Origin of the sequence: Peterkaempfera bronchialis (assembly GCF_003258605.2) — a bacterium.
Lineage (GTDB): Bacteria > Actinomycetota > Actinomycetes > Streptomycetales > Streptomycetaceae > Peterkaempfera > Peterkaempfera bronchialis.
This window is the reverse complement of the sequence record NZ_CP031264.1, coordinates 4252441-4268374: the sequence shown is the minus strand read 5'-3', so window position 1 is coordinate 4268374 and position 15934 is coordinate 4252441. Positions and strand designations below refer to the sequence as shown.

Annotated in this window: 11 protein-coding genes and 1 riboswitch; of the genes, 2 read left to right on the top strand and 9 right to left on the bottom strand. The window is 74.3% G+C overall.

The annotated features are described in order from the left end of the window. Window positions 1-29: 29 nt before the first annotated feature. Both C7M71_RS32945 and C7M71_RS19010 read right to left on the bottom strand, forming a co-directional pair. Complete coding sequence (locus C7M71_RS32945) at window positions 30-971, bottom strand: transglycosylase family protein (RefSeq protein ID WP_111492247.1); 942 nt, start codon at window positions 969-971, stop codon at window positions 30-32. Between the two features lie 7 nt (window positions 972-978). After that, window positions 979-1128: riboswitch (cyclic di-AMP (ydaO/yuaA leader) on the bottom strand. Between the two features lie 145 nt (window positions 1129-1273). After that, entirely contained in the window at window positions 1274-2554 is a 1281-nt protein-coding gene (locus tag C7M71_RS19010) for a cytochrome P450 family protein (RefSeq protein ID WP_111492248.1), read from the bottom strand. A 262-nt stretch (window positions 2555-2816) separates the two neighbouring features. Between C7M71_RS19010 and C7M71_RS19005 the strand changes: the two genes are divergently transcribed. After that, window positions 2817-3662, top strand: coding sequence for an SDR family NAD(P)-dependent oxidoreductase (locus C7M71_RS19005; RefSeq protein WP_111492249.1), 846 nt, complete (start codon window positions 2817-2819; stop codon window positions 3660-3662). Between the two features lie 16 nt (window positions 3663-3678). On the opposite strand, the gene C7M71_RS19000 is transcribed toward C7M71_RS19005, so the two are convergent. The 5 genes from C7M71_RS19000 to mfd form a co-directional block, all read right to left on the bottom strand. After that, the gene (locus C7M71_RS19000; protein ID WP_111492254.1) at window positions 3679-4722 is read right to left on the bottom strand and encodes a MazG family protein; all 1044 of its coding nucleotides are present in this window, start codon (window positions 4720-4722) and stop codon (window positions 3679-3681) included. 108 nt (window positions 4723-4830) lie between these two features. Next, window positions 4831-5133 carry a DUF6479 family protein gene (locus tag C7M71_RS18995; protein WP_162824302.1) on the bottom strand — a complete coding sequence of 101 codons (303 nt, stop codon included), beginning with the start codon at window positions 5131-5133 and terminating at the stop codon, window positions 4831-4833. 72 nt (window positions 5134-5205) lie between these two features. Beyond that, window positions 5206-5865, bottom strand: a complete 660-nt coding sequence (locus C7M71_RS18990; RefSeq protein WP_162824301.1) for a SurA N-terminal domain-containing protein — start codon at window positions 5863-5865, stop codon at window positions 5206-5208. Between the two features lie 256 nt (window positions 5866-6121). Further along, a complete protein-coding gene (locus C7M71_RS18985; RefSeq protein ID WP_175607707.1) occupies window positions 6122-6991 on the bottom strand; it encodes a hypothetical protein in 870 nt (289 codons plus the stop codon). Window positions 6992-7185: 194 nt separating this feature from the next. After that, window positions 7186-10839: a transcription-repair coupling factor gene (gene mfd, locus C7M71_RS18980; RefSeq protein ID WP_111492252.1), complete on the bottom strand. Its 3654-nt coding sequence runs from the start codon at window positions 10837-10839 to the stop codon at window positions 7186-7188. 345 nt (window positions 10840-11184) lie between these two features. Between mfd and C7M71_RS18975 the strand changes: the two genes are divergently transcribed. After that, window positions 11185-12504, top strand: coding sequence for a nucleotide sugar dehydrogenase (locus tag C7M71_RS18975; protein WP_114914437.1), 1320 nt, complete (start codon window positions 11185-11187; stop codon window positions 12502-12504). Window positions 12505-12527: 23 nt separating this feature from the next. Here C7M71_RS18975 and C7M71_RS18970 read toward each other — a convergent pair whose 3' ends face one another. Both C7M71_RS18970 and C7M71_RS18965 read right to left on the bottom strand, forming a co-directional pair. Then, window positions 12528-13565 carry a coiled-coil domain-containing protein gene (locus C7M71_RS18970; protein ID WP_111495340.1) on the bottom strand — a complete coding sequence of 346 codons (1038 nt, stop codon included), beginning with the start codon at window positions 13563-13565 and terminating at the stop codon, window positions 12528-12530. Window positions 13566-13820: 255 nt separating this feature from the next. Then, window positions 13821-15482, bottom strand: coding sequence for an SUKH-4 family immunity protein (locus C7M71_RS18965; protein WP_322975178.1), 1662 nt, complete (start codon window positions 15480-15482; stop codon window positions 13821-13823). Between the last annotated feature and the right edge of the window lie 452 nt (window positions 15483-15934).

Sequence of the window (15934 nt, the reverse complement as noted above, 5' to 3'; positions counted from 1 at the left end):
GGCTGCGGTGCCGTCAGACCCCGGGCCGGTCAGCCGAGGTCCAGCTGCTGGCCGGGCAGGATCAGGTCCGGGTCGGCGCCGACGGTGGAACGGTTCTGCTCGTACAGGTGGTGCCAGCCGCCGAGGTGGTGGCTCTCGGCGATCTGGGAGAGGGTGTCGCCGGCCTGGACGGTGTAACCGTCCTGGTCGCCCTGGCCGCCCAGCTCGCTCCGGCCTCCCTGGCCGCTGCGGCTGCTCCGGCCGTCCTGGTCGCCGTCCGCCGCTGCGGGCCGGGAGGTGGTCTGCGCGGCGGGGGTGGCGGAGGCCGGGGTGGTGCCCTCGGCGGCGGCGGTGTGCTGCTCGTACACGCTCTGGTGGCTGGTCCAGTGCCAGACGCCGTCCTCCTCGTACCAGTAGACGTCGTCCTGGGAGTCCCAGCCGTCCTTGCCCTCGAACTCGGGCAGCTGCTCCTGCTGGGTCGGGGTGGTGTCCGGGGAAGTGCTGCCCGCAGGGTCCAGGTCGGTGCGGCCACCGCCGCGCGAGGCCGCCTCGCCCGCGCCGGTGGAGGTGCTGCCGCCGGTGTCCGCCCCCGCACCCGCGTCCGACCCGGCCGCCGTCAGCCCGGCCTGCACCGAGCAGACCGGCCAGGCGCCCGGCCCCTGACTGCCCAGCACCTTCTCGGCTATCTCGATCTGCACGCTCTTGCTCGCCAGGTCCGCCCGGTCCGCGTACACGGTGCCGCCGTACGCCGCCCAGGTGCTCTGGGTGAACTGCAACCCGCCGTAGAAGCCGTTGCCGGTGTTGATGTCCCACTCGCCGCCGCTCTCGCACTGGGCGACCTTGTCCCAGGTGGCGGTGGAGGCGGCGGACGCGCTGCCGGCGGCCATCAGCGGCAGCGCGATGCCCGCACCGGTCACGCCTGCGGCGGTGACGAACTTCTTGGTCTGGCTGGGGCGGGGGCGGCGGTGGCGGCCGTTGCCGGAAAGCAGCATGAAGGGGTCCCTCTCCGACGCCTGCGAGGTGAGCTGTCGGGTTCGGACCGGGAGGTGGCCCGGCCGCGCGGAGGCGGCTTCACCCCAAGCCGTGCACGGGGCGGTGCGCGGCGTCTTACCTGGTTCCCCCGCTCCTGTCCCAAGGTCGGTCTCGGTGGCCCGGCCGCACGGTGGACAGGACTTGGCGTCCCACGCGTCGGGGTCCGCAACAGCAGACGCCCGGAGCCTAGACAGTTGATCTGACTGATAACAACCCGGCATCACAAACATCACACAAAGGCAGACTCACCGTCGCCGGATGCCTACTCCGGGTCGCTTCCCGACCGTGTCGAACCGGGGGTGAAGCGGACCGGGAGGTCGCGCAGGCCGCGCATGATGAGCCCGCCGCGCCAGCGCAGGTCGTCGGGGTCGGCGGCGAGTTCCAGGTCAGGCAGGCGGGTGAGCAGGGTGGCCAGGGCGATCTGGCCCTCCAGCCGGGCCAGCGGGGCGCCCAGGCAGTAGTGGATGCCATGGCCGAAGCCGAGGTGCGGGTTGTCGCGGCGGGCCAGGTCCAGGGTGTCGGGGCCGTCGAAGCGGTCCGGGTCCCGGTCGGCGGCGGCCAGCACCACCAGCACCGGGTCCCCGGCCGGGATCTCCGTGCCGCCGATGGTGACCGGGGCGGTGGCGAACCGCCAGGTGGCCAGCTCCACCGGGCCGTCGTAGCGCAGCAGTTCCTCCACCGCGCCGGCGAGCAGAGCGGAGTCGCCACGGCGCAGGGCGTCCTGGAGCAGCGCCCGCTGGTCGGGGTTGCGCAGCAGTGCGTAGAGGCCGTTGCCGATCAGGTTGACGGTGGTCTCGAAGCCCGCGAAGAGCAGGATGAAGGCCATCGCGGCGGCCTCGTTCTCGGTGAGGTGCTCGCCGTGGTCGCTGGCCCGGATCAGGCCGGAGATCAGGTCCTCGCCGGGCAGCGGCTGGGCGGTGAGCTCGGCCCGCTTGCGGTGGATCAGCTCGGCCAGATAAGTGCGCATCCGCTTCACCGCGCGGCCCACCCCACCGCGCTTGCCCCCGGCGTGCCGCACCATCATCCCGGCCCAGTCGCGGAAGTCGTCCTGGTCCTCGGCCGGTACGCCCAGCAGGTCGCAGATGGCGTAGATGGGCAGCGGGAAGGCGAACTCATGGATCAGGTCGGCGCTGCCCCGCTCGGCGAAGGAGTCGATCAGCCGGTCGGTGAGCTGCTGCACCCGGGGTTCGAACTCGGCGACCCTGCGCGGCGTAAACGCCTTGGAGACCAGCCTGCGCAGCCGGGTGTGGTCGGGAGGGTCGATGTTGAGGAGGTGGGTCATCAGCTCGGCACTGCGTTCCCCGGGGATGCCGACCCGCCCGCTGCGGTGCGCCTGCTCGCTGTGGTGCGCCGGGTTCTTGGAGAGCCGGGTGTCGGCGAGCGCCTGCCGGGCGTCCGCGTACCGGGTGACCAGCCATGCCTCCACGCCGCTGGGAAGGGTGGTGCGGTGCACCGGGGAGTGCTCGCGCAGCCAGGCGTACGCCGGGTAGGGATCGGCGGCGAACTCGAAGGTGAAGAGGGCGGGGGCGGGCGGAACGGGCATACCGGCCAACCTAGTGCCTCGCCCGCCGACGTCTGCCCGGGAGCGAGGCGTCCTGGTGCGTGCGGCTGCCAGGCGGCGGCCGGCCCTCGCCCCGGGTTTGCACGGGGGTGGTTCGCCGACGCGGCAGCTGTGCGTGCCAGGGCGGCGAGCTGGCCACTTGGCGGACATGCCCTGTTGCGCTGGGTGGCGGTGACCTACGATCCCGGGCAGTGCGATTCAGCGGGCCGCGCAGGGCGAATGCGGCCCCGGGGAGGAGCGGTCCATGCGGGTACGCGGTGCGGTGGTGGTCGTCACCGGGGCGGCGGGCGGAATCGGTGCGGCGCTCGCGCGGCGCTTCGCGGCGGAGGGCGCGGCCGGGCTGCTCCTGGCCGACCTGGACGCGGACGCCGTGGAGGACCTGGCGGGCGAACTCGACCGGGACGGCTGCCGGGCGGTCGGCGTGGGGAGCGACGTCTCCCACGAGGGCGATGTACGGACCCTGGTGCACACCGCCGAGAAGCACCTCGGCCCGATCGACCTCTTCTGTAGCAACGCCGGGGTCGGCACCGCCCAGGGCATCGACGCCCCCGACGCGCTCTGGCAGGCGTGCTGGGACGTCAATGTCATGGCGCAGGTGTACGCGGCCAGGGCCGTGGTCCCCGGGATGCTCGCCCGGGGCCGGGGCTGGCTGCTGAACACCGCCTCGGCGGCGGGGCTGCTCACCATGCCGGGGGACGCGCCGTACAGCGCCACCAAGCATGCGGCGGTGGCGTTCGCCGAGTGGCTGGCGGTGACCTATGGCGGGCGCGGCATCGGGGTGAGCGTGCTCTGCCCGCAGGGCGTGCACACCAAGCTGACCACCGACCCCGGGGTGGCGGCCGTACTCGGCGCCTTCGGCCCGATGCTGGAGCCGGCCGAGGTGGCTGACGCCGTCGTCGCCGGGCTGGCCGACGAGCGGTTCCTGATCCTGCCGCACCCGGAGGTGGCGCGGTACGAGCAGGGCCGGGCCACCGACCGCGACGCCTGGCTGGCCGGGATGCGCAAGGCCGTCCAGGGCATCGCTCAGGCGGACGTGCCCGGCGGGCCCGGGCAGCCCGCCGGGGAGGAGCCCGCCGGGTCGGCGGTGTAGCCGGGAGCGGCGGGCGTCAGGACTGCCGCTCCGCCGCCTGTACGGCATCGCGGTAGCGGCGGGCCGCTGCGCGCAGCGCCGCCTCCGGGTCGATGCCCTCGGCCTGCGCCCGGGCGGCCAGGCCGAGCAGCGCCTCGCCGACTGCCGCCTCGGTCGTCTCGGCCGTCTCGGCCGTTTCGGGGGTCTCACCGCCGGGCGGCGGCGCGGGGGTACCCGCCGGGACATCCAGTCCGGCCTTGCGGGCGCGGGAGACCAGCTTGGCCGCCAGGGCGAGGGCGGGCTGCGCCAGCGGGACGCCGTCCACGGCCGAGCCGCGCTGCTTCTCGGCGGCCTTGAGCAGCTCCCAGTTGGCCTCGACCTGCTCCGGGGTGCCGGCCTCCGCGTCGCCGAAGACATGCGGGTGCCGGTACATCAGCTTCTCCACCAGGTCGGCGGCCACATCGTCGATGGTGAAGGGCTCCTCGGCGTGCTCCTCGGCGATGCGGGCGTGGAAGGCCACCTGGAAGAGCACATCGCCCAGCTCCTCGCGCAGCGACTCCCGGTCGCCCTCCTCGATCGCCTCCACCAGCTCGAACGCCTCCTCCACCAGGTACTTCACCAGCGACGCATGGGTCTGCTGGGCGTCCCACGGGCAGCCGCCGGGCGAGCGCATCCGGTCCATCACGGCGACCAGGTCGAGCAGCCGGGCGCCGGGCAGGTCATAGGAGCCGGGGAGGAGTTCGATCTCCGGGGCCGGGTCCAGGCCGCCCTCGACGGCGAGCCGGGCCAGGGCGTCGGTGAGGCCGGGGTCGCCGTCGGCGCCGCCGATCCAGACCACGGTGCGGCCGGGTACGGCGGCGGTCTCGGCGAGGCGGCGGGCCAGCGCGGGCACGGTGTCGGCGGTCTGCGGCTCGACCCGGACACCGGCCTGCCGTACGGCGGGCAGCTGCGGATGGGCGGGGTCGCCGACCAGGACCAGGTCGGCGCCGCGCAGCGTCTCCCAGGCCGGCCAGGAGAGCAGCCCGGGGGCGATCCGGTGGGTGGTGGTCAGCAGGACGAGCCGGCCGGTCGGGGCCGGCAGCGGCTCGGGGTGCTGGGACGGCTCGGCCGACTGGGGGTGCTGGGGGTGCTGGGGGTGCTCACTGATCGATGCCACGGCATGAACCTACCGCCGGCGGGGCGGCGGGTCTCAGTGCGGCGGCGGGCCGGGCGGCTGCCGGTCCCCGCCGGTCTGTCCGCCGGTCTGTCCGCCGGTGTGCTCCCCGGGGGTGTGCTCCCCGGGCCGCTGCTGCCGGTGCTGCTCATGCTGCTCCCGGGTCTCCCAGGAGTCGCTGCCCGGGGCGTGCGAGACCCGCGGCGGGGGCTCGTCCTGCTTGCGGCGGTAGCCCGCGATGAACGCCGCGACCAGGCCCACCACGATCAGGACCCCGATCACGATGATCACGACGACGGCCGGCTTCACCGTGCTGACCACTGCTGCTTCCATCGGCATGGGCGGCGCCTACCCGTGCCCGGGCCGCGCACACCAGGTGGTGTCCCCCGGTGTGCGCGGCCCCGGTGCAGGTCAGGAGGGTTCTGTACGCGGGGCGTGCAGCCAGTCGTCGCCGCCCTCGGAGAAGCTGATCGTCTTCGGGTCCCAGCTGCCGTAGCGCGGGTTGAGCTCCACCTTGATGGAGCCGGACGACTCGATCAGCGCCTTGCGGATCGCCTCGGTGCCCTGCTGGGTGTCGGGGTCCTCGCCGGAGTGCTGGGCGAGCTTCTGCATGCCCAGGATCCGCCGGTAGAAGTCGTCGGCCGCGTTGGGGGCCACGCCCTTCTGCTCCAGCAGGGCCCGTCGCAGCCCGGCCTCCCCGCCGAGCTGGCGGGCGTCGGCCGCACGGGCCTGCTGGATCTCGCCGGGGGTGACGGTCAGCCCCTGCTGGGTCAGGGCGTGCGCGACCAGGTCGGAGAGGATCATCTCGCGCACGGTGTTGCGGGCCAGGCCCGCGTTCTCCGGCTGGGGGATGCCCTGGCTCTCCTCGGCCACCGCGTCGCGGTACGCCACCACCTGCGCCTGCACGGCGGAGGTGGTGATCCGGTGGTCGCCGACCACGGCGGCCGAGCCGGGGCGCGCGGTGTTCCCGCAGGCGGTGAGCGCGACTGTGGCCAGCACCGCCCCGGCGGCGGCGATGGCCCGCCTGCGGACGGGCGCCGCGGTGCGGTCGGGGACGGGGATGCGGATCACTGAAGCCTCCCGGCGGTGGCGTGCTGTGTGTCCTGGTGTCCGGTGGTCTGCCCCGCCTGGACGGGACTGCTGGTGCGTGTGCTGCCGGGAGGCAGGATAGGGACGGTTGCGCCTCCAGGGCCATGCCTTCACCTGATCGCGTCGGCGCGATCACCCGAAAAGCAGCCATTCCGGCCTCGAAAGGGAGGCCGGGGACGGTCCTTGCCGCAGTCACCGGCCCGACGGGCGGGGGCCGGACCGGCCGGTGGGACGCCCGCTAACGGGACGGCTCCACCCCGCCGACCTCCCCGAAGCGGGCCAGCGCCAGCGCGCCCGCCACCGCCACGGCGAACCCCGCCACCGCCAGCGGGACCATGCCATGGCGGGTCCCGTCGCCCAGCAGCAGCACCCCCAGCACGGCCGGGACACCGGTCTCCCCGAGCACCATCCCGGCGGTGGCCGTGGTCACCGAACCACCGCGCACCGCCTCGGTGAGGAAGAGGAACGCCACCGCCCCGCCGCCGACCAGGGCGTACAGCGCCGGATCCCGCAGCAGCGGCGCCACCTGCGGCAGCTCCACGGCGGGCAGCACCCGTACGGCCAGCCCCACCAACCCGAACCCGAACCCGCACAGCAGCCCCAGCAGCGCCGCCCGGACCGGCCCGCGCAGCCGCCAGGCCGCGCCACCGGCCACCCCCAGCGCAGCCGCAGCCGCCAGCAGCGCCCAGTGGAAGCCGCCGCCCGGCTGCCGATGCCCCTCGGCCCCGGCCGTCGCCCCCAGCACCGCCAACCCGCAGCACACCCCGGCCACGCCCAGCCACTCGGCCCGGCCCAGCCGCATCCCCAGCAGCAGCGCCCCGGTCACCGCCGTCACCGCCAGCGCCCCGGCCAGCGCCGCCTGCACCACATAGAGCGGCAGCGAACGCAACGCCACCAACTGCGCCAGAAACCCCAGCCCATCCAGCCCCAGCCCGGCCGCGAACGGCAGGTTCACCATCGCCCTGACCGTCCCGCCCACACCCCCCGACGCGGCGCCATGGGCCTCCGAACCACGGGCATCCGACGCACGGGCACCCAGCGCCTGAAGCACCGTCGCCACGCCGAAGCAGACCGCGGCAACCAGCGCCGCCACAAGACCGATGAGCACCCCCCGAGCCTACTCAGCCGCCGCCGTCGGTCAGATCACCGACCGCCACAGCCGGCCTCCGCCAGGCCGACCTCACCGGCGCCGAGCTCACACCCGGGACGCGCTGAGTCGGCCCGCGATCACACACCGGCGCACAACCGGCAGCAGCCCGCCACAGGGGCGGGCTGCTGCCAGGGAGGTGCGGGTGGGGAGGGTCAGCGGGTGGGGGCGGGGAGTTCGTCGAAGATGGCGGTGAGGAACTCGCGGGACCAGGCGAGGAGTTCGCGGCCGACGACGGGTTTGCCGCCGATGCGGCCGGTGGTGGGGCGGGGTACCAGGAGCTGGTGGGTGGCGCTCTTGAGGACGTTGCGCGGGTAGAGGCGGTTCAGCCGGAGCTGCTGGGACTCACGCAGTTCCACCGGGCCGAAGCGGACATTGGAGCCCTGGAGGGTGATGTCGCTGATGCCGCAGCGGCGGGCGAACAGCCGCAGCCCGGCGACCAGCAGCAGGTTCTCCACCGGCTCGGGCAACTTGCCGTAGCGGTCGGTGAGTTCCTCCCGGACCTGGGTGATGTCGTCCTCGGAGTTGACGGCGGCGATGGAGCGGTACGCCTGGAGCCGCAGCCGCTCACCGGGGGCGTAGTCGTGCGGCACATGGGCGTCCACGGGCAGCTCGATCTTGACCTCCAGCGGCTCCTCCTCCGGTTCGCCGCCGGTCTCCAACTGGTCGCGGAACTCGGCGACGGCCTCGCCGACCATCCGCATATAGAGGTCGAAGCCGACGCCCGCGATATGGCCGGACTGCTCGCCGCCGAGCAGGTTGCCCGCGCCCCGGATCTCCAGGTCCTTCATGGCGACGTACATGCCCGCGCCCATCTCGGTGTGCTGGGCGATGGTGGCCAGCCGCTCGTGGGCGGTCTCGGTGAGCGGCTTCTCCGGCGGGTAGAGGAAGTACGCATAGCCGCGCTCGCGGCCACGGCCGACCCGGCCGCGCAGCTGGTGGAGCTGGGAGAGGCCGAAGGTGTCGCCGCGCTCCACGATCAGGGTGTTGGCATTGGAGATGTCGATGCCGGACTCCACGATCGTGGTGGAGACCAGCACGTCGAACTCCTTCTCCCAGAAGTCGACCACCACCTTCTCCAGGTGGTTCTCGCCCATCTGCCCATGCGCGGTGGCCACCCGGGCCTCGGGGACCAGGTCCTTGAGGCGGGCGGCGGCCTTGTCGATGGACTCGACGCGGTTGTGGATGTAGAAGACCTGTCCCTCGCGGAGCAGTTCGCGGCGGACGGCGGCGGCGATCTGCTTGTCGTCGTACGGGCCGACGAAGGTCAGCACCGGGTGGCGCTCCTCCGGCGGGGTGGTGATGGTGGACATCTCGCGGATGCCGGTGACCGCCATCTCCAGGGTGCGCGGGATCGGGGTGGCGGACATGGTGAGCACGTCCACATTGGCGCGGAGCTTCTTCAGCTGCTCCTTGTGCTCCACGCCGAAGCGCTGCTCCTCGTCCACGATCACCAGGCCCAGGTCCTTGAACCTGGTCTCGGAGGAGAAGAGCCGGTGGGTGCCGATGACCACGTCCACCGAGCCCTCGCGCAGGCCCTCAAGGACGGCCTTGGCCTCGGTGTCGGTCTGGAAGCGGGAGAGCGCCTTCACCACCACGGGGAAGTTGGCGTACCGCTCGGAGAAGGTGGAGAAGTGCTGCTGGACCAGAAGCGTGGTGGGCACCAGCACCGCCACCTGCTTGCCGTCCTGCACCGCCTTGAAGGCGGCCCGCACCGCGATCTCGGTCTTGCCGTAGCCGACGTCGCCGCAGATCAGCCGGTCCATCGGGACCGACTTCTCCATGTCGGCCTTGACCTCGGCGATGGTGGTGAGCTGGTCGGGCGTCTCGGCGTACGGGAAGGCGTCCTCCAACTCCCGCTGCCAGGGGGTGTCGTTGCCGAAGGTGTGGCCGGGGGCGGCCATCCGCGCCGAGTAGAGCCTGATCAGGTCGGCGGCGATCTCCTTGACCGCCTTCTTGGCGCGGGACTTGGTCTTGGCCCAGTCGGCGCCGCCGATCCGGTGCAGCGAGGGCGCCTCGCCGCCGACGTACTTGGTGACCTGGTCCAGTTGGTCGGTGGGGACGAAGAGCCGGTCGCCGGGCAGGCCGCGCTTGGCCGGGGCGTACTCCAGCACCAGGTACTCGCGAGTGGCGCCCTGCACGGTGCGCTGCACCATCTCGACATAGCGGCCGACGCCGTGCTGCTCGTGGACGACATAGTCGCCGGCCTGGAGGGCGAGCGGGTCGATGGCGTTGCGGCGGCGCGACGGCATCCGCCGCATGTCCTTGGTGGAGGACTTCTGCCCGGCGAGGTCGGTCTCGGTGACCACGGTGAGCTTCAGGGCCTCGTCGACCAGGCCGTGTTCGATGGAGCCGCAGGAGACATGGACCAGGCCCGGTTCGGGGGCGGTGGCCAGGTCGGCGGTGAGCCGGGCGGCGATGCCCTCGTTGCCGAGCATCTCGGCGATCCGGCTGGCCGGGCCGTGGCCCTCGGTGACCATCACGACCCGCCAGCCGTCGGCGAGCCGCTCCTTGGCGTCGGCGATGGCGCGGGCGGTGTCGCCCCGGTACGCCTCCACGGCGTGCATGCCGAGGGTCAGGGTGTCCGGGTCGAAGTCCAGCCGGGTCTCGAAGGTCTCGGCGGAGTCGCTGGTTGCGAAGGGGCTGACGGACCACCAGGGCAGGCCGATCTCGTCCGCGTGCTCCCGGATGTCGGCCAGCGCCCAGAGGGAGGCGGCGGAGACGTCGATGGGTGCCAGGTCGATCGGCCGGTCACCGCCGGAGGCGGCGGCCACCCAGGAGGCGTGCAGGAACTCCTGGCTGGTGGCGACCAGGTCGGCGGCCCGGGTGCGGACCCGCTCGGGGTCGCAGACCACGGCGACGCTGCCCTGCGGCAGTACGTCGATCAGCAGCTCCATGTCGTCGACCAGCACGGGGGCCAGGGACTCCATGCCCTCCACCGCGATGCCCTCGGCGATCCGGTCCAGGATCTCGGCCAGCTCGGGATGGGCGGCGGCCAGTTCGGCGGCGCGGGCCCGGACCGGCTCGGTGAGCAGCAGTTCGCGGCAGGGCGGCGCCCACAGGCCGTGCTCGGCGATCTCCAGGGAGCGCTGGTCGGCGACCTTGAAGTAGCGGATCTCCTCGATGTCGTCGCCCCAGAACTCCACCCGCAGCGGGTGCTCCTCGGTGGGCGGGAAGACGTCCAGGATGCCGCCGCGCACGGCGAACTCGCCGCGCTTCTCGACCAGCTCCACCCGCTGGTACGCGGCGGCGGACAGGCGGTGCGCGACCTCGTCCAGGTCGTGCTGCTCACCGCTCCGCAGCGCCACCGGCTCCAGGTCGGCGAGGCCCTTGACCTGCGGTTGGAGCACGGAGCGTACGGGGGCGACGACCACCTGCACCGGGCCGGCCGCCGGGTCTCCGCCAAGCCCCTCGGGGGCTTGGGGGGTGCCGCCGTCCTGAGGGTGGACGATCCGGCGCAGCACGGCGAGGCGGCGGCCGACGGTGTCGGAGCGGGGGGAGAGCCGTTCGTGCGGCAGGGTCTCCCACGCCGGGAACTCCGCCACCGCGTCGGGCGGCAGCAGCGAGCGGAGGGCGGCGGCCAGGTCCTCGGCCTCGCGGCCGGTCGCGGTGACGGCGAGTACCGGGCGGCCCCGGTCGCCTGCGGCCTTGCCGGCGAGCGAGCGGGCCAGCGCGGCGATGGCGAAGGGTCTGGCGGCGGGCGGCCCCACCAGGTCGAGGTGCCGGCGGCTGCCGGTGGCGGCGGCCTCGACGGCCTCGGCGAGTGCGGCGTCCTGGGCGACGACGTCAAGCAGTCCGGTCAGGGTCATGGGGTCTTCTTGTCCCGTGCTTCCGGTCAGGGGTGGCGGCTGTGTCGGTGGTGTGCGCGTGTATCGGTGGTGTACGCGTGTGTCGGTGGTGTACGCGAGCGCATGGGGGTGGGCAGGCCGGGGGCGGCGGCGCGCAACGCGAACCGCCCGGCACGCGGTGCGGGCCGGGGGTTCCAGGGTACGCCCGGGCCCGGCAACCCGCCGTCCGGCGGGGTGGCCCGGGGGCGGCCGGGCCGGGTGGGCGGCCGCGTTGGGGAAACGCCTCCGCCGGGCGGCGCCGCTCTCTAGGCTGGATTTGTGAGGCGGCGTGGGGATGGCGCCGCCCCGAGGGGGGTGGGGACCACGATGCGCGTGGTGATCGCAGGCCAGGGATATGTGGGGTTGCCGCTGGCGGTCCGGGCTGCCGAGGTGGGGCACGAGGTCGTCGGGTACGACGTCGACGAGCGGCGGATCAAGCGGCTCGCGGTGGGCGAGTCCTATGTGGAGGACATCCCGGCGGAGCGGCTGCGGCCGCTGCTGGAGGCGGGCTCGTATCTGCCGTCCACCGACCCCCGGGACGCGGCGGGGTTCGACATCGCGGTGATCACCGTGCCGACGCCGCTGCGCGACGGTGCGCCCGACCTGTCGTACATCGAGGCGTCGGCCCGGATGCTGGCCCGCTTCCTGCGGCCGGGGGCGACGGTGGTGCTGGAGTCCACGACCTACCCGGGGACGACGGAGGAACTGCTGGCGCCGCTGCTGGAGGAGGGTTCGGGGCTGGTCGCGGGCCGGGACTTCCACCTCGGCTACAGCCCCGAGCGGATCGACCCGGGCAACCCGACCTGGCGGCTGGAGAACACGCCCAAGGTGGTCTCCGGTCTGGACGCGGAGTCGCTGGCGGCCGTCGAGGGGTTCTACGGGCAGCTGGTGGAGCGGACCGTACCGGTCTCCTCCTGCAAGGAGGCGGAGCTGACCAAGCTCCTGGAGAACACCTTCCGGCATGTGAACATCGCGCTGGTCAACGAGCTGGCGATGTTCGCCCACGACCTGGGGATCGACGTCTGGGAGGCGATCGACGCCGCCTCCACCAAGCCCTTCGGCTATCTGCGGTTCACCCCCGGCCCGGGGGTGGGCGGGCACTGCCTGCCGATCGACCCGTCGTATCTGTCGTGGCGGGTGGAACGGGCGCTGGGCCACCCGTTCCGGTTTGTGGAGCTGGCCAATGACGTCAACAGCCATATGCCGGACTATGTGGTGCGGCGGCTGGTGGAGGCGCTGAACGAGCGGCAGCGGTCGGTGAAGGGCTCCCGGGTGCTGCTGCTGGGCCTGGCGTACAAGAAGAACACCGGCGACGCCCGGGAGACCCCCGCCGCCCGGGTCGCGGAGCTGCTGACCCGGATGGGCGCGGAGGTCCGGGCGGCGGACCCGCATGTGGTGGCGGGCGTGCATGTGGCCGAGCCGGTGCCGCCGGGCCCCCGGGCGGCCTCCGCCGCCGACGGCGGGCACGGGGACGCGCTCGCCTCGGTCCGGCGGGTGGAGGCCACGCCCGAGGAGCTGGCGGCGGCGGACGCGGTGGTCCTGCTCGCGGACCACGACGAGTTCGACTACGCGGCCGTCACCGAGCATGCCCGCTATGTGCTGGACTGCCGCCGCCGGTTGAGCGGGGCCGCCGTCGAGGTGCTGTGACGTTCCCCTGCGGGTCGGCAGGGTCAGCCGGAGCGGCGCTCGTCGCCGGTCGGGCCGGTCCGCTGCGCCGGGGGCGGCGGCGCGATCGGCAGCGCCACCTCGGCGGTGTCCGCGTCGGCGTCGGCGACCGGCATGGGCTCGGTCGCGGGAGCCGGTACGGAGAACGTGGCGGTGCCGGCGCCGGCGGCGGTCGGCATATTGGTCAGCGCCGCCAGGGTCTGCCGAATGTGGTCCAGGTGCACCTGGACCAGCTCCTGGCGCTCCTCGTACGTCCGCTGCTCCCGCTCCGCCGCCGCAGTGATCCGCTCGGCCTCCTGGTGGGCCCGCTCCAGCACCCGGTCGGCGCGGGTCCGGGCCTCGTGGTCGATCTCCTCGACCCGGGCCAGCACGGTCTCGCGGTGCTGCGCCGACTCGCGGTCCCGGCGCTCGCCGATGGCGGTGATCCGGTCCTCGACCTCCTGCTCGCGGGCCAGGGCTGCGGCGGTCTCCTCGTCGGCGACCCGCCGCCGGGCGGTGAGTTCGGCCTCGGTCCGCTCGCGCTCCTGCGCGACCTGCTCCGACAGCCGGGCGGCCTCCTCGGCAGCGGCCTCCCGGACCTCCCGGCTCTCCCGCTCGGCTTCCTCGCGCACCTTCCCGGCCTCGGCGCGGGCCTGCTCCAGCACCTGCTCGGCGTCCCGGTCCGCCTCACCGCGCGTGGTCTCGGCGATCTGCGCGGTGAACTCCGCCTGCTGCCGGGCCTGCTGGAGCGCCAGCTGCCGCAGCTCGTCGGCGGCCTGCCGCGCCTCCTGGAGCACCGCATCCGCCTCCGCCTCGGCCGAGGCGAGCAGCCCGGCGGCCCTCGGGCTGAGCACCGAGTAGTCGGGCGGCGGGGCCTCCGCGACGGCCTGTACCGCCGCGGCCAGTTCGGCCTCCAGGTCGCGGAGCCTGGACCCGAGGGCGCTGAGCCGCTCCCATGCCTCGTCCCGCTGGCTGACCAGCGCCGTGACCGCACGCTCGACCTGTTCGGGCGCGTAGCCGCGCCGGGCCGTGGTGAAGTCGTACGCAGAGACGGCGTCGCGCATGGATGCTGCTCCCCTCGTCGCTCGCGATCAGGCAGACCACCTGATCACTTTTGATCCGTTTTGACCACTAAGCTACCTGCTTAAGACCGTCTCGTACCCGAACCACCCCCTGCGATCCGCGCCACGCGGACATGCGGTAGCGGCCGATGCCTCATGGATGGCACCGGCTTCGCGCGTCGAACGTGGCCTGAAGACACCGCCCCGGGCGACTCGGAGTGGTCCGGGTCGGCCGGGGCGGTGGCCGGGTATCGGGTGTTACAGGAGGCCGTCCCAGAACTGCTCAAGGAGGACGGCCCACCAGGTGTCCGGGGAATGCAGGGCCGCCGGGTCGATGGCGGCCAACTGGGCCTGGAAGTCGGTGGTCCAGCGGCCGGCCTGTTCCGGCGTCAGGCCGTAGCGCAGCCGCCACATCCGGCCGAGCAGTGCCAGGCAGCGGACGAACTCCGGCACCCCGGAGTTCACAAACCTCGGCTGGGTCTGCTCCGGCCCGCCGTCCAGGTCCACGGCGACCACGGCGGCGGTGCCGTACTGCACGCACAGCTGGCGGCCGTAGTCATTGCCCAGCACCAGATAGCCGCCCGCGTCCGGGGCGGCCGTACGACCGCGCTCGGCCGCCAGTTCGGCCAGCGTCGGGATCGGCCGGCCCGGCTGCGCCTGCGCCCAGAAGAACGGCGGGAACTCCACCGGCAACCCCGCCCAGGTCAGTGTCTGCGACACCGGCTGCGGGACACCCTGCCGGGACACCGCGCGCTGCTCGTACCGGAACACCGCCGGGCCGAACGCCTGCCCCAGCTCGGCCGCCAACTGCTGCGGGGCGAGCGGCGGCAGCCTGGGCACCGCACCCGGGTCCGGCAGCGGGACCCGTACCGGCTTGGGCCGGGCCGGGCCCGACGCCAGGGCGTGCAACTCGTCCAGGTGCTCCAGCAGATGCCGCATCCCGGACTGCCGGGCGGCATGGTCGCGGCCGTACGCGGCGGTGTGGCTGATCCGTACGTTGGGCCACGCCTCCTTGACCATGCGGGCGCAGTAGCCGGCCGGCAGGTCGCAGCACTCCAACTCGGTGTGCAGCTCCAGGACTTGGTCCGGCGGCACATTGAGGCGGCGCAGCTCCTGGAGGATCTTCCACTCCGGGTGCGGGGTGCCGGGTTCGCTGCGCTGCATCACCTTCTGCTCGGAGCCGTCGGGGCCCCGGTAGCTGAGCACCGCGAGGTAGCCGGGGCCGACGGTGGGCAGGCCGGGAGGCCCGGGTACCGGGCCGCCGGGGGCGAAGGGCGGGGGCTGCATCGCGGGGCCCGGCGGGAAGGGCATGGACGGCTGCCGGGGCGGGGGCGGGGGCGGCGACGGGTAGCCGTAGCTCGGCCCGGCGGCTCCGGCTCCGGCTCCGGCTCCGGCTCCGGCTGCGGCTCCGGCGGCGGGGGGTGGGGGCAGTGGGGCGGCCTGCATGCCGGGCGGGGGCGGCGGCGCGGCGGCCAGGTCCCCGGGCAGGCCGGGACCGCCCGGCGGCGGGGGCGTCGGGCGGCCGCCGGGGCCGAGGTTGACGGCCGGGGCGAGCTGGGTGGCTTCATGGTCGAGTTCCGCCGGAGGGGGCGGCGGGGCTCCCTGCGGCGTACCCGGGCGGCCGGGGCCGGGCGCCCGCGAGGTGCGCTCGTCCGCGATGTCGGCCGCACCCGGGCCGCCGTGCAGCACGCCCGGCGGCGGCGGAGGCGGCGGGGCACTGGCACCGCGTCCGCCACCGCCTCCGGGGGCCGCACCCGGGCCACCGTGCAGCACGCCCGGCGGCGGCGGGGGCGGCGGAGCGCTGGGGCCACGGCCGCCGCCCAGCAGACCCGGCGGGGGCGGCGGAGGCGTACCGCCCGCCCCGCGCCCCACCGCCGCCGGGCCACCGGGCAGGCCGAAGCTGCCCGGGGGGGCCAGCATCGTCGGCGCATGGTCGAGTTCCGGGAGCGGGGGCGGCGGCGGTGACGGGTAGCCATGACCGTCCGGCGCACCGGGAGGCGGAGGCGGAGGCCCCGCAGGGCCACCCGACGGCGACGGGTAACCGTAACCACCATGCGCGTCGCGAGACGGAGGGACGCTGCCCACACCAGGGGGCGGCGGCGGAGGCCCCGCAGGGCTGCTCGGCGGGGGCGGGGGCATGGGGTAGCCATAGCCATCCGCCGCGCCGGGACGCGGGGGAATACCGCCCACACCGGGGGGCGGAGGTGGCGGGCCCGCAGGGCCACCCGGCGGCGGAGGAACACTGCCCGCCCCCGGAGGAGGCGGAGGCGTGGGGCCACCAGGCGGCGGGTAACCGTAGCCACCCCCCGCACCGGAAGGCGGAGGCCCCGCAGGACCACCCGGCGGCGGAGGCGGAACACTGCCCACACCGG